This window comes from Caulobacter sp. GW821-FHT09B08 (assembly GCF_059418225.1).
Map to the genome: position 1 here is coordinate 247,777 of NZ_JBWKPL010000002.1, position 14,101 is coordinate 261,877.

The 14,101-nt window shown below is 66.2% G+C and carries 13 protein-coding genes; 6 read left to right on the top strand and 7 right to left on the bottom strand.

Features of this window, described 5'->3' with window-relative positions:
* Positions 1–48 precede the first annotated feature (48 nt).
* The gene (locus AC07OA_RS07600) at positions 49–3,399 is read right to left on the bottom strand and encodes a helicase-related protein (protein WP_494663180.1); all 3,351 of its coding nucleotides are present in this window, start codon (positions 3,397–3,399) and stop codon (positions 49–51) included.
* Between the two features lie 45 nt (positions 3,400–3,444).
* Here AC07OA_RS07600 and AC07OA_RS07605 point away from each other — a divergent pair, with 45 nt between their 5' ends.
* Both AC07OA_RS07605 and AC07OA_RS07610 read left to right on the top strand, forming a co-directional pair.
* Positions 3,445–4,815, top strand: coding sequence for a DUF2252 family protein (locus tag AC07OA_RS07605; protein ID WP_494663181.1), 1,371 nt, complete (start codon positions 3,445–3,447; stop codon positions 4,813–4,815).
* 136 nt (positions 4,816–4,951) lie between these two features.
* Complete coding sequence (locus AC07OA_RS07610) at positions 4,952–5,476, top strand: hemerythrin domain-containing protein (RefSeq protein WP_494663182.1); 525 nt, start codon at positions 4,952–4,954, stop codon at positions 5,474–5,476.
* Between the two features lie 59 nt (positions 5,477–5,535).
* Here the strand turns inward: AC07OA_RS07610 and AC07OA_RS07615 are convergent, their stop codons facing one another.
* The gene (locus tag AC07OA_RS07615) at positions 5,536–5,715 is read right to left on the bottom strand and encodes a hypothetical protein (RefSeq protein WP_494663183.1); all 180 of its coding nucleotides are present in this window, start codon (positions 5,713–5,715) and stop codon (positions 5,536–5,538) included.
* A gap of 308 nt (positions 5,716–6,023) precedes the next feature.
* Here AC07OA_RS07615 and AC07OA_RS07620 point away from each other — a divergent pair, with 308 nt between their 5' ends.
* A complete protein-coding gene (locus tag AC07OA_RS07620) occupies positions 6,024–6,668 on the top strand; it encodes a Crp/Fnr family transcriptional regulator (RefSeq protein WP_494663184.1) in 645 nt (214 codons plus the stop codon).
* Here AC07OA_RS07620 and AC07OA_RS07625 read toward each other — a convergent pair.
* Complete coding sequence (locus AC07OA_RS07625; protein WP_494663185.1) at positions 6,635–7,057, bottom strand: hypothetical protein; 423 nt, start codon at positions 7,055–7,057, stop codon at positions 6,635–6,637. The two genes, AC07OA_RS07620 and AC07OA_RS07625, sit on opposite strands and share 34 nt — an antisense overlap.
* Before the next feature lie 169 nt (positions 7,058–7,226).
* Here AC07OA_RS07625 and AC07OA_RS07630 point away from each other — a divergent pair, with 169 nt between their 5' ends.
* On the top strand, positions 7,227–7,667 hold the full coding sequence (locus AC07OA_RS07630) for a DUF488 domain-containing protein (protein ID WP_494663186.1): 441 nt from the start codon (positions 7,227–7,229) through the stop codon (positions 7,665–7,667).
* Between the two features lie 16 nt (positions 7,668–7,683).
* Here the strand turns inward: AC07OA_RS07630 and AC07OA_RS07635 are convergent, their stop codons facing one another.
* The gene (locus tag AC07OA_RS07635; RefSeq protein WP_494663187.1) at positions 7,684–7,965 is read right to left on the bottom strand and encodes a hypothetical protein; all 282 of its coding nucleotides are present in this window, start codon (positions 7,963–7,965) and stop codon (positions 7,684–7,686) included.
* A gap of 112 nt (positions 7,966–8,077) precedes the next feature.
* Positions 8,078–8,323, bottom strand: coding sequence for a ComEA family DNA-binding protein (locus tag AC07OA_RS07640; RefSeq protein WP_494663188.1), 246 nt, complete (start codon positions 8,321–8,323; stop codon positions 8,078–8,080).
* A 187-nt stretch (positions 8,324–8,510) separates the two neighbouring features.
* Here AC07OA_RS07640 and AC07OA_RS07645 point away from each other — a divergent pair, with 187 nt between their 5' ends.
* Complete coding sequence (locus tag AC07OA_RS07645; protein ID WP_494663189.1) at positions 8,511–10,025, top strand: ATPase domain-containing protein; 1,515 nt, start codon at positions 8,511–8,513, stop codon at positions 10,023–10,025.
* Positions 10,018–12,048, top strand: a complete 2,031-nt coding sequence (locus AC07OA_RS07650) for an ATP-binding protein (protein ID WP_494663190.1) — start codon at positions 10,018–10,020, stop codon at positions 12,046–12,048. The genes AC07OA_RS07645 and AC07OA_RS07650 overlap by 8 nt, the downstream gene beginning before the upstream one ends.
* A gap of 831 nt (positions 12,049–12,879) precedes the next feature.
* On the opposite strand, the gene AC07OA_RS07655 is transcribed toward AC07OA_RS07650, so the two are convergent.
* Together AC07OA_RS07655 and AC07OA_RS07660 are read right to left on the bottom strand one after the other, a co-directional pair.
* On the bottom strand, positions 12,880–13,527 hold the full coding sequence (locus AC07OA_RS07655) for an AprI/Inh family metalloprotease inhibitor (protein WP_494663191.1): 648 nt from the start codon (positions 13,525–13,527) through the stop codon (positions 12,880–12,882).
* Positions 13,528–13,553: 26 nt separating this feature from the next.
* Complete coding sequence (locus tag AC07OA_RS07660) at positions 13,554–14,099, bottom strand: hypothetical protein (RefSeq protein WP_494663192.1); 546 nt, start codon at positions 14,097–14,099, stop codon at positions 13,554–13,556.
* Between the last annotated feature and the right edge of the window lie 2 nt (positions 14,100–14,101).

Sequence of the window (14,101 nt, forward strand, 5' to 3'; positions counted from 1 at the left end):
GGCGATAGCAAGGACTTCGCCCCCGGAACCCAGTTCCGGGGGCGTTTTTTATGGGGCGAGCGCCAAGAGCAGGCGTTCGACGAGGTCGCGCCGCTCGGCGTCGGTTTCGGTCGCCTCGGTGACCACGATCTTGCCCTCGTCCAGCGAGATCTCGGCGGCCTTGCCAGAGAGGCGCCTGGCGGCCGCCTTGGCCGCGATCGGCGTCAGGATCAGGGCGGCCCCCTTCGGACCGGCCCGCACCTGGCGCACATCGGCGGCGCGCGCGAGCGCCTGCAGGCGCGCCAGCGACAGGAGCGTGGTGACCTGATCGGGGATCGCGCCGAAGCGATCTTCCAACTCCTCCTCGAAAGCGTCGATCTCATCCAAAGTCGTCATGCGCGCCAGTCGGCCATAGAGGCCGATACGAGTCACCGCGTCGGGGACATAGTCGATCGGAATGGAGCCCGCTTCGCCCAGAGCCAGATCCGGCGTCCACTCGCCAGGTTCGATCTCGCCGCGCGCCACGCGCACCGCGCGCTCCAGAAGGCGCTGATAGAGCGCCGCGCCGATCATCTTGACGTGGCCGGCCTGATCCTCACCCACCAGATCGCCGCCCCCACGAAGGTCCAGATCCCGGGCGCTGATCGCCAGGCCCGAGCCCAGGCGGTCGAACGCCTCCAGCGTCGAGAGCCGGGCGCGCGTGGCCTCGGAGAGGTCGTCGTGGGGATCGGACAGCAGATAGGCGATGCCCTGGGCGCGCCCTCGGCCCACCCGGCCCCGCAACTGATGAAGTTGCGACAAGCCGAAGCGATCGGGGCGCCAGACGATCATGGTGTTGGCGCGCGGAACGTCCAGGCCGCTTTCGATGATGTTGGTCGCCAGCAGCACGTCGCCTTTGCCGTCGGCGAATTCCACCATGACCGCGTCGGCCTCCTCGGCGGACAAGCCGCCGTGGGCGATGCGGACGGAAAGCTCCGGGGTCATTTTTTCCAGGCGCTCGGCCAGGGGCGCTATGTCTTCGATGCGGGGAACCACCACGAAGCTCTGACCGTTCCGCCGCTTCTCGCGCAGCAGGGCGGTGCGCAGGCTGGCCGCATCGAACGGCGCCAGGAAGGTGCGGATCGGACGGCGGCGGGCCGGCGGACTGGCGATCACGCTGACGTCCTGGATGCCGACCATGGCGGCCTGCAGGGTGCGGGGGATGGGCGTGGCGGTCAGGGTCAGCAGGTGACCGTCGACGGCTAGGCCGCGCAGGTGCTCCTTGAGCGCCGCGCCGAACTTCTGTTCCTCGTCGATGATCATCAGGCCCAGATTGTCGAAGGTTACGTCCTTGCCGCCCAGCGCCTGGGTGCCGATGACGATCCGCACTTCGCCGCTCTCGAGGCCCTGCTTGACCGCTCGGGCCTCGGCCGGCGTGACCAGGCGTGAAAGATGGGCCACGCCGATGCCGGTTCCGGCAAACCGGCGCTTGAAGGTCTCGACGTGCTGGCGGGCCAGCACGGTGGTCGGCGCGGCCAAGGCGACCTGCCGGCCGCTCAGCGCCACGGCGGCGGCGGCGCGCAGGGCGACTTCGGTCTTGCCGAAGCCGACATCGCCGCACACCAGACGATCCATCGGCCGGCCGGAAGCCAGGTCGGCGAGCACGGCCTCGATGGCCGCCGACTGGTCGGGTGTCTCGGGGTAGGCGAAACGCGCCGAGAATTTGCCGTACGCAGCTTTGGGCGGGACGATCGGCTCACAGGTGCGCGCTTCCCGGGCCTTGGCTAGGGCGACCAGTTGCCCGGCGGCCTCGTCGACATGCCGGCTGACCTCGGCGCGCCGCTTGATCCAGCCGTCGCCCTTGAGCCGGTCGAGCGTCACGGCGCTGGCCTCGGCGCCGTAGCGCCAGATGCGCCCAATCTCTTCGATCGGAGCCAGGAGACTCCCGCCGCCGTAATAGTCCAGTTGCAGGGTGTCGCGTTCAAGGCCGTCGATCATGACAGTCTTCAAATCGCGCAGGACGCCGACGCCATGGTCTTCGTGCAGAACGACGTCGCCGATCCGCAGATCAGGCTCGACGACCAGGTCCTGAGCGCTCGAGCTCGAGCGCGCGATCCGTCCACCCAGCACGTCGCTGGCGGAGATCACCACCAGGCCGGCGGAGGGATCGATGAAGCCGGTGTCCAGGTCGACCAACAGGCTGACGACTTGGCCCAATTCGGCCGACAGCGCTGCATCCCAATCGGCGACCGGCTCAGGCTTCAGCGCCAAGCCGCGCGCGAGGGCCTTGGCGAGCGGGCGCTGCTCGTGCTTGAGGCCCGTCAGCACCACGCGACGATGGGCGTCGCGATGGACCTGGACGAAATCGCAGAACGCCCGTCCAGGATTGCGCTGGAGCGCCAAATTCGGGACTGACTCAATCGTGTCCAGATCCAATGTGATCGCTGTCCAGCCAGCCAAAGCGGCCTGAAGGTCGAGGCCCAGCAGGTAGAGCGCGGCCGGATCGGCGGCGACGGATCCGTCCAGGCCGCCCAGGCCGCGACGGGCTTCGAAGGCTTCAAGCACATGGTCTTCGACATCGGCCAGGCGCGCGGTCGTCTTCGGGTCGATCGATACGCGAGCCTTGGGCAGGATCTCGAACAGGGTTTCCAGCACGCCATAGTGCTCGGGAAGGCCGTGCTCGAAACCGGGCGATCGAGAGTGTTGGGCCTGGATCAGGTCCTCGTCCGTGTTGATCGGCGGCAGGATGACCTCGCTGGCGGGGCCGAGCGACAGACGTTCGATGTCGCCTTCGGAGCGCTGAGACAGCGGGTCATAGGTCCGCATCTCGTGAATGAGGTCTTCCTCGGCCAACACAATCCGGACTGGGCGAGCCGCGTCCGCCGGGAAGATGTCGATGACCTCGCCCAGCAAGGCGATCTCGCCCGGCTCGTCGATGCGATCGTCGGTGACATAGCCGGCGCGGGCCGCGAAACGGACCAGGGCGTCGCGGTCGAGCCGCTGGCCTCGTTCGAGCGGCAGGAAGGCGTCGCTGAGAACCTGGCGCGGCGGCAGCTTCTGGACCAGGGCCTCGGGCGAGGTGACCAATACGCAACCGGCCCCGCCGTCTCGCGCCAGGCGCTGCAGGACGCGCATGCGCCGGCCCATGATGTCTCGCGAGGGCGAGGCGCGGTCGTAGGGCAGGCAATCCCACGGCGGCAAGACCAGCACCTCGGCGCTGGACGACAGGCCCGCCAGGGCTCGACCGATCTCCTCGGCCCGCCGTTCGCTGGACGCCACGTGGACTCTTGGAAAGCTAGCCTCGAACGGGCGGGTCAAGGCCGCGGCGATCGCGGCCGCCGGGGCCTGGACCGGCGCGCGAAGTGTGGCGAGCTCCGGCGCCGCGCCCGGCGTCAGGACCTCGCCGACGATCAGGACTTCAGGCTCTTCCGCCGGGGCCATGCGAAACTCATTGGACTGGAACGACAAAAGGGGAGGCGGGATGAGATGCCCAGGCCAGAACTCGGCGTGGCCATGGAGGTTGCAGCGCATGGCGGGCGAAGGCGCAGACCCGCGCGCCGCCCGGATGACGGGAACAGTGAAGCGCCGGGTTCGTTCTCGTCATCCACGTCTCAAACTGAGCTGTGGCTGGGGGATTGGGCCATGGCGTCAAATGAAGCGGGCAGGGCAAAAAAGGCGCCGCGTCCGTCGGAGCGCGGACCGATCCTGACACGAACGCGCAATCTGAAAATGGCGCGTTCGGCCCACGCCTATGTTCGAGGTAGCACCGTCAGGTTCTATGAGTGGCTGGAGGCCAGCGGCGGCAAGCTTCCGAAGGGGCCGCCGATCTGGATCTGCGGTGACTGTCACTTGGGAAACATGGGGCCGCTGGCCGACGCCAAGGGGCGCGTCGACATCCAAATTCGCGATCTGGACCAGACCGTGATCGGCAACCCGGCCCACGACCTGATAAGGCTGGGCCTGTCCCTGGCCTCGGCCGCGCGCGGCTCTGACCTGCCAGGCGTCATCACCGCGCGGATGCTGGAGGGCCTTGTCGAGGGCTACGAGGCCGCGCTCGCCGAAGACTTCCAAGCCAAGTCGCGCCATCCGCCGATGATCGGCGCGGTCTTGGGCGAGGCGACGCGGCGGACTTGGAAGCATCTGGCGGCCGAGCGTCTCAACGGCGTCAAGCCGGAGATCCCCATTGGCAAACGCTTCTGGCCGGTCAGTCGCGCCGAGCGTAGGGCGCTGGAAGACCTTTGCCTGAGCCAGCCGATCCGCGACCTGGTGACCGGCCTGAAGTCGCGCGACAGGAAGGCCGAGATCCGGCTCCTGGACGCGGCCTACTGGATGAAGGGCTGCAGCTCGCTGGGCCGCTTGCGCTATGCGGTCCTGCTCGAGGTCAATGGCGACGGCGCGCCGGAGATCTGCTTCCTGGATCTGAAGGAGGCCGTAAAGGCCGCCGCGCCGCGCGAGCCTGGAGCCGACATGCCGCGCGACAACGCCGAGCGCATCCTGGCCGGCGCCCGGGCCCTGTCGCCAAACCTTGGCCAGCGCATGGCGGCGTGCCGGTTGTTGGGGAAGTCGGTGATCGTGCGCGAGTTGATGCCCCAGGACATGAAGATCGAGCTGGTAGGCCTCACCCCTGACGAAGCTATGGCCTCGGCCCAGTCTCTGGCTCGGGTGGTGGGCGACGCCCATGGACGCCAGATGGACGACGCCACGCGTCTGTCCTGGCTGAACGACTTGGCGCGCAACCGTTCCGGACTTCTGGATGCGCCATCTTGGCTATGGTCGAGTGTCGTCGAATTGATCGCCGCGCATGAGGCGGCCTACCTCGAACATTGCCGGCGTCACGCCCTGGGCCTTGACCTCTGAAATAGGCACGAAGCGTTTCAGTGCGTCGCGCCGTTAATCGAGAACGTGTCGCAAGTGGTTGAAAAGGTGGAACAACGAGTAGAGCGCGCCGTTGCTCTGCCGACAGTCTCCCTGGCTGTTCATGGAGACAAAGATCATGGCCACCGCCGCCCCCAAGCTCGACGCCGTCGCTCTGCTGAAAGCCGATCATCGCAAGGTCGAGGACCTGTTCACCCAGTTCGAGGCCGCCAGGGCCGACGGCAGGAAAAAGGCCTTGGCCGAGCAGATCTGCATGGAACTGACCGTCCACACCAAGATCGAGGAGGACATCTTCTACCCGGCCTGCGAGGGCAAGGTGGAAGAGGACCTGCTGAAGGAAGCCTATGTCGAGCACGACGGCGCCAAGGTCCTGATCGCCGAGATCGAGGCGGGCGGTCCCGACGACGAATTCTATGATGCCAAGGTCAAGGTTTTGTCCGAGATGATCGAACACCACGTCAAGGAAGAGGAGCAGCGCGTCGAAGGCATGTTCAGCCAGGCCCGTAAGGCCGGCCTGGACATGGACGCCCTAGGCGAGCAGATGGCGGCCGAGAAAAAGCAGCTGATCGCGAGCTACAAGGCCGGCGGCCTGCCGGTTCCCGAAACCCCGACCTTCGAAGGCACGACGCTCGCGGCGCATTGACGAGACGTCGTTCGCGACGTTGTCGATAACAGAAAGGCGACGGGGCGACCCGTCGCCTTTTATGCGGCCGCGACCGTGCCGCTAGCGTCGTAGGGGCGTGGGTCATTCGGATCGAGCGGCGGCGGATCGGCGGGTTCGATCTCCACGCCCGGTGGATCGACGATCTCGGGAGGGGCGCCCGCCGGGTCGATTTCCGGGGGTTGCGGATCGATGGGCGGCGGTGCGGTTGGATCGGTCATCGTGTGCCTCCGAGCGTGGGAGCGACAGAACGTGTGGGGAGTCGCATGGCTCCGCCCACTGAATCGCGAGTTTGATCAACGCGGACCGGCGCGATTTCGCGCCGGCAGGCAAGGCTCCGCCGCGCACTCATCGCCGATATCGTCGACTAGGCTACAGTGCCCTGCGACGCAGGACGCTAAGCCATAGCCCCGCAAGACCGATCACCGGCCTTGAGCGCGGCTGTGGGGGGATCTTGCCAAACGTTCGCAACAGCTTCCTGAGTCTGCTTGAAGGCGATGTCGCAGCAAGGTTCGCCGCGAGATTCTCGATGATCCAGACCGCACGGGGACAGGAACTTCAGCGACCAGGTGAAGCGCTCGATTGGGTGTATTTTCCCGAATCGGCCGTGCTGTCGACGGCGGCGGAAACTCGGCGCGGGGAGAGCCTGGACGTGGTGCTGGTCGGCGCCGAGGGGGTCGTTGGCGCCTTCGAGGCTTGCGGCAGCCGCCGAGCGACCTCACGGGTCACGACACTGATCGCGGGGAGGGTGTGTCGGCTTCCTGCCGCGAGCTATCGCGAACTGTTCGACCAAAGCGCCGCCCTGCGTACGGCGATCCACAAATATGTCGAGGTCCTGCTGTTCGAGGCCCGACAGCTGGTGGCCTGCAACGCGCTCCACACAGTCGAGGCGCGGCTGAGCCGGGTGCTCCTGGACGCCCTGGATCGCAGCCGCAGCGAGACCACAGTTCAGATCACCCAGGAAGCCCTCGCCCAGATGCTGGGTGTTCAGCGCACCACAGTGGCCGCCTCGATCGCGGCGCTGCAGCGGGCCGCCTTGATCCAGTCTGGACGCGGCGCGATCACCATCAGCAATCCGCCTGGCCTGGACCGGGTTTGCTGCCAGTGTCGCGGGGCGATCGCCGCGGCTCGGGCGGAGGTCTACTCGACCGGCGGCAAGGCCTGCGACGGTTGATCCAGCGCCTCGCGCGCCGCCGCCGCCAGGCGCTCGCTGGTTTCCAACGCCGCCTGTGGTGTCAGCGACAGTCCGGTGGGGCCGCTGTCCCCCGTAAGCACGACTTCCCCGTCGATTACCTGGACATTGAGGGGATGAGTATGGGCGCCAAGCTCGGTCATATCGCGTCTCCAGGGCTGCTCAACAACGAACCCTTTTAAACGTGGTTCCTGTCGCCTAGGCGACAGATCCGACGCTCTTTTTCGCTCACGATCAGTTGCGTGGAAACAAACCAGACCTTCACTTTCGTCTGTCGACGCCAGAATGCGACATCGAGCTACGTCGACGTCCAGGTCATGGCCGCCAAGGACACGCGCGAGCATGCGCGGCGCCTGCTGGCGGATCATCATAGCGCCGACGTCGTGGAAATTTGGTGCGAGCCGACCTTAGTGGATCGGATCGTGCGATGCCGGGGGACGCCTTCGAAACTGTCAGCCGGGTGATAGACACAGTTGTGCCAGACGGGACATCAGGTCGCGCGTCCTTGCGGGCGGGCACGCCGCGCCCGATTTGAAAACCATGTCAAAGCATCCCTTGTCCACGATCGGGTACGAACGCCAGACTCAAGCGCAGGTCATCGACCGACTGACGGCGGCCGGAATCGACACCCTGATCGACGTACGCGCCGTGGCTTCCTCTCGACGCGCGGGCTTTTCCAAATCCCTGCTGGCCGCGAGTCTGGCCGAGGCTGGCATCGAATACGTCCATCTGCGCCAGCTCGGCACGCCCAAGGCCGGGCGCGACGCGGCTCGCCACGGCCGTATCGGCGAGATGACCGCGATCTTCGAAGGGCATCTGGCTGAGCCTGCCGCCCAGATCGAACTGGCGAGGGCCGAAACCATGGCTCGGGATCGGAAGGTGGCCTTGCTGTGTTTCGAACACGAGGCCGCCTGCTGCCATCGGCGGATCGTCGCCGATCGGCTGCGGGAGCGTTTGTCCTGTGAGGTGGTGGACCTCTAGTGGTCTGTCGCGCGAGCTAGTTGATGGACGCGCCCCAAACCAAGGCGACCAGCAAGACGACGATCAGCGAGAACACGACGCGAGCCCATCCGTTTCGGACGCGCCAGGCGAACAGCTCACAGATCAGTCCGCCTCCGATCAGGAGCGCGGCCGCGAAGCCGAAATCAAGAGCCGTCCATCGCACCTCGTCGGTGAAGCGCATCGCGGCCGCGGGCGCGATGAGGGTCGCGGCGACGAGCAGCCAGCCGAGCGGTCGGGCTATGGCCCAAATGCGGTCCGCCGTCTGAGTTTTGGTCATCCTGGGGCTCCGAGGTCCTGACCCGATCATAGAGCCTCAAACTCGTGCAGAACGGATGCAGTACTCTTGCGACTTCGGTCACGAAGCTACTGCCCCGCGGAGTCGTTCTGCCTCAGCCCTGTCGAGCCGCCTGAGATAGAGCAAAGCGTTTCGGCGGCGCCCAATCACGGTCGAAGCCGGACTGCAGCTCAAACCCGCCCGTCTGGAGTCGATTCACGGTCTCGTCGTCCACACCGCTGATCCACAACAGATCCTCCCAGGCTCGGAAGGGGCCCCAGAACACCAGTTGGCGCGCGACATCGGCGCCGACGCCGGCGGCGGTGATATCCTCAAGGCGGGCGCGGTTGAGATCGCTCATGGCGAGGAAGCGGTCGGCTAAGGCAAAGGTTCCGCGTTCCGCTCCTACCACGGCGTTCTGATGTCAGGAGATTTTGCGGCGTCTGAGAAACCTTGGCTTTAGCTCGCGAGTTAATGGGGCCGGGCAGAGTGCGAAGGCGCTTGCCGGCGGGGCCTTGGGCCTCGCGCCATCAGTGCCAGGAGCGCGCATGCCGATCGATCCGACAGTCACCCCGGCCGAGCCGCGCGTCGCCACCGGGGTTCCCGGGCTTGACGAAATCCTGGGCGGCGGACTGACGCGTGATCGCATCTATCTGATCGAAGGCACGCCGGGTTCGGGCAAGACCACCCTGGCGCTGCAGTTCCTGCTCAAGGGCCGCGAGCTCGGCGAAAGCGGTCTCTACATCACCCTATCGGAGACCGAGACCGAACTGCGCGCCGCCGCCGCCAGCCACGGCTGGTCGCTCGACGGCATCGATCTCTTCGAGCTGGTCAGCGAAGAGGGCCTGGACCCCGACAGCGAACAATCGGTGTTGCACCCGTCCGACGTCGAGCTGGGCGAGACCACGCGCGGGGTCATGCGTCAGGTCGAGGAGACCAAGCCGCTGCGGGTGGTGTTCGACAGCCTCTCGGAAATGCGGCTTCTGGCCCAGAACCCGCTGCGCCATCGCCGGCAAATCCTGGCGCTCAAGCACTTCTTCGCCACGCGCAACTGTACGGTGCTGCTGCTGGACGACATGACCGCCGAAGACGGCGACCTGCAATTGCACAGCATCGCCCATGGCGTCATCAGCCTGCAGCGCACGCCGCAGGAATACGGCTCCCAACGTCGTCGGCTAGAGGTCGTGAAGATGCGCGGCGTCAAGTATCGCGGCGGCTTCCATGATTTCGAGCTCGACACGGGCGGCGTCACGGTCTTCGAGCGGCTCGTGGCCGCTCACCACCATGCAGACTACCTGCAAGAGGTGGTGTCGACCGGCACGCCGGGCCTGGACGCTCTGGTCGGCGGCGGCCTGTCACGCGGCACCAATACCCTGATCAGCGGGCCCTCCGGCGTGGGCAAGACCACCACGGCGGTGCGATGCGCTCTGGCCGCCCTAGAGCGCGGCGAAAAGGTCGCCTACTACCTGTTCGACGAGGGCCTGCCGACCCTGCTGACCCGCTCCAAGTCGCTGGGCATGGACCTGCAGCCTTTCCTCGGCAATGAACAGCTGATGATCCGGGCCATCGATCCGGCCGAGCTGTCGCCGGGCGAGTTCGCCTTTCACGTCCGCGACGCGGTCGAGCAGGTCGGCGCGACCCTGATCGTCATCGACAGCCTCAACGCCTACCTGCAGGCCATGCCCGGGCAGAAGTTCCTGCTGCTGCAGATGCACGAGCTGCTGACCTATCTGAACCAGCAGGGCGTGGTCACCTTGCTGATCCTGGGCCAGCACGGATTCATCGGCGAGGTCCGCAGCGACATCGATCTCAGCTATCTGTCCGACAGCATCCTGCTGTTTCGGTTCTTCGAAGCGGCCGGCGCAATCCGCACGGCGATCTCGGCCGTCAAGAGCCGCACCACCGAGCACGAGAAGACCATCCGCGAAATCCGCCTCACCCGGCAGGGCATCGAGGTGGGTGAAGCCCTGACCGACTTCCAAGGGGTGATGTCGGGTCTGCCGTCCTATGAAGGCAAGGTCGCGATGCTCGGCCAAGGCGATGAGCCGCGCGCACATGGATGAACGCATCCTGATCCTGGCTCCGCGGGGTAGGGACGGGCCGGTGATTGCCGAGACCTTGGCCAGTCTGGGCCATCGCACTCAAATCTGCCCCGACTTGTCGGCGCTCACGGAGGCGCTGCGAGAGGACGCGGGCGCGGCGATCCTCACCGAGGAGGCGTTGGCCGCGGACGCCACCGACACCCTAACCGCTTGGCTCGCGGCGCAGCCGACCTGGTCGGACTTTCCCTTCATCGTTCTGGTCACCAAGCAGCCCGGCAAACGCACCCAGGCCGATGCGTCCCGGCTGAGCGCGATCGGCAACATCGTATTGCTGGAGCGGCCGATCAACGCCGAGACCCTGATCAGCGCGGCGTCTTCGGCCGTGCGTGCGCGTCGCCGCCAGTATCTGGCCCGGGATCATCTGGACGAGCAGGCCAAGGCCGAGGAGAAACTTCGCTTCGCCCTGGACGCCGGCCAGCTCGGGGCCTGGGACCTTGATCTCGATAGTCGCGCGATGACGGTGTCACCGATGACCAAGGCTCACTTCGGGCGTGGACCGGACGCCGATTTGACCCTGGCCGAGGTCGAGGCGGCGGTCCATCGCGATGACGCTTCGCGGCGCCAGGTCGGTCTCGAGGCCTCGATCGAGCGGGGCGAGGACTACGGCGTGGAGTATCGGGTCACCTGGCCAGATGGCTCGGTGCACTGGCTTCAGGTGCGCGGCCGGCCAGCGCCAGGCCTGCCGCGGCGGCTGTCGGGCGTGACGCTCGACATCACCGAACGCAAGGCCGCCGAGGCGGCGCTGATGGCGATGAACGAAACGCTGGAGAAGCGGGTCGCCGAGAGCGTCCATGAGCTGCAGCGCTCCAACGAGCGGCTGCTCAACGAGATCGGCGAGCGCGAGCAAGCTCAGGCCGCCCTGGTGCAGGCGCAGAAGATGGACGCCATTGGCCAGCTTACCGGCGGTATCGCCCACGACTTCAACAACCTCCTCACCGCCATCGTTGGCAATATCGACATGATCGAGCGCCGCAGCGACGATGACCGGATCAAGCGCATGGCCGCCAACGCCCGGGAGGGCGTCGAGCGGGCCACCAAGCTGACCGCACAGCTCCTGGCCTTCTCGCGCAGTCAGCAGCTGGACCTGCAGGCCGTCGAGGTCGATGTGCTCATCCTGGGCATGAACGATTTGCTGACCCGCACCCTGGGCCATACGGTCGAGGTGAGAACGGACCTGCGCGCTGGCGCCGCGCGGGCAAACGCCGATCCCAACCAGTTGGAGCTGGCGATCCTCAACCTGGCGATCAACGCTCGCGACGCGATGGGAGACGGCGGAACGGTGACCGTTTCCAGCCGCCTGGCCGACGACTGGCACGAGGGCCTGCAGCCAGGCCATCACGCGGTCATCGCCGTCAGCGACACGGGTCATGGCATACCCGCCGAGTTGCTTCCCAAGGTTTTCGATCCCTTTTTCACCACCAAGAGCGTGGGCAAGGGCACGGGCCTGGGCCTCAGCCAAGTCTATGGGATCGCCACCCAATCCGGCGGAACGGTGCGCATCGACAGCACAGTGGGCGTGGGCACGACGATCGAGATCTGGCTACCCGTCAGCGACGCAGCCGAGCGCCTTAAGTCCAGTGAAATCCCCGCTGCGGAGACGCCTCTCAGCCAGGGCGAGCGCGTCTTGGTGGTGGACGATGATCCCGGTGTGCGGCGCTTCATTGTCCAATGTCTCAAATCGCTCGGCTATCACGTGACCGAGGCGTCCGGCGGTCAGGCCGGGCTGGATCGCGTCGTCGGCGATCGACCAGACCTGATGGTAGTGGATTTTGCGATGCCGGGCGTCAACGGCGCCCAGGTCGCGGTCCAGGCCCGGCAGATTCTTCCCGCGCTCGCCGTCCTCCTTGTCACCGGTTATGCGGACGCCCAGGCGATCAAGGATCTTGTTCGGTCCGAAGCCGTGCTTCGCAAGCCCTTCAAGGTTAGCGATCTGGCGCTCGCCGTTCGGCGCACGCTGGAGGAAAACGCGTTCGTCTCGAGCTAGGCGGCCTGCGGGGTGCAAATCCGGCCGATAGCTGACGTGACATCGGGACGCCGTTGGCTAAGGTTATGCAGGCCGGAGAGCGGTCAAACCGGTTCGAGGCGCGCACCGAATTTATGTCTCGGCCGCTTCTTGCCCTTATCGCGCCGTGGCGTACGAACGGGGGGAATATCGTAGAAATAGTTCTCACGCATGTCCAACAGGGGGCGCCAATACCGCCGAAACTACGATCCGGTACGCCAGGCCCGTCGAAACTACGATTGGAGGCCTCGAAATCGTAGGAAAGCGTACAAAAGGCGGCGATTTTGATCCTATGCTTGCGAGATTGCGGCCGATCTTCGGTCGCCCATCTGACTCTTCTCGGACGTTCGGAAGGGCCGCTGATCTTGGCGCAAGATCGAGTCGCACTCCCGGTTGGGGTGCCGCGAAGATCGCGTCTGATGGCACACCAGCGCCCACAACTGGCGCGGCGACGCAATTCGTCTGGAATTCGGCGAAGGCTGGACGTTGTTGCACGTCACCTCGTTGCAGCGGCTTGGGAAGAGACTGTTCGGCCCGCCAATTGGCGCGTCCAAGCTCAGGGCGTAACACTCCGCGTGGACGTGGGCGCGACAAGTCAGCTCGTGTGTGACTTCAGTCGCTTTTCCTCGCGCATGCTGAGCGCTTACTCGTGTTCCCGCCAAGTCCTAGGGGCGTCGCGACGCCCTTATGCGGGGTGGGGAACACAGCCCCCGCTCCCAATATCTGCAACGGGTCGTAGAGCGCCATTGGCTTAGGCAAGGTGGGTTCAAAAGAGTACCAAATCTCACCTCGACTTTGAGGGGCGTGAGCCTGTCATCGCGACAGGATCCATTTTCCAGGCTGGGCGACATAGCGGGTTTTGCCGGTCGGACTGAACGCCAACATCAGGTCGTTGGAACCCCAGAGCATCACTTTCAGATCCTCGCGGCTCCAACTGCTGAGCTTTGCCGCCGCGGACTTCGGGCCGCAACCCTTGGCCGTCACCACGCCGCTTTCGCCGTCGCGCGTCCGCTTGGCCGGGCCCAGAGTGATCTGGCATGGGCGCTGGCCTTGTTGGCCGATCGACCAGACGCCGACGAGTTCCGAGGCGGGCGGGAGGTGGTCGTATCCGGTGATGCGGGGGATCAGGTAGTATTTCGGCGCGATCAGGTCGGGGCTGCTGAGCAAGGCCGTCTCGTCCTCGATGAAACGGATTTGCGGCTTGCCGTTGGCGTCGATCAACTGGGTTTCCCCATCGTCGAGCTTCCAGCCCGCGACCCTGGCCATCGCCGGGATGCTCAGCTTGCAGGTCGGGCCGGGCAGGGCGGCCATGCCGTCGCCGATGCTCTGGATCTTGAGGTCGATCGGGCAGCCCGGGCGGCCGTCGGTCGGAAGCAGCGTCCACGGCCCGACCATCGCCTCCAGAATGCCGCGGTCGATCTGGGCGGTGGCGGGTTTGGACGCGAGCAGCGCGCCCAGCACCGATAAGGCGATTAGCCCTGCGCGCCTCACGGAAGCACCTTCGCGACGGCGATGGCGCGGTCCTTGCCGGTCTCGCCGCCGGGCAAGCCCATATAGTTGATCGACACGTAGCGGGTGTCGTCGATGAAGACCTGCAGGCCCTTGGTCGTGTCGCTCCACAGCGCCGCCTTGCCTAGGCCTGGCACGTCGATCGCGGGCGGCAGGGTTCCGTCGGCGGTTCGCGATTTCTCGATCGATTCCGGCGTCGCGTCCGCGAACGGCGCCTGGCGGGTCAGGAGCATCAGCTGGCCGCCATTGGCGAGCCTGAACGTGCACATCGAGAATGCCGCACTGGTCTCCGTGCCCGTCACGACGGGCGAAAGCTCGGTCGACGTCACCGGCGAGCCGCTGATCCTCGACGCGGCGTCCTGCCCAAGGGTCGCGCAGGCGTCGAGCGGATTCCAACCTGTCCTGGTGGCGGGGGCCGCGGTTCTGGCCTCCTCGTGCTTCGCGCTCGGCGCGGCCGGATTTCCGCACGCGGCGAGCGCCAGCAGCCCGCCCGCGCCGATCATGGCGATCCTTGGTCCGATCATCG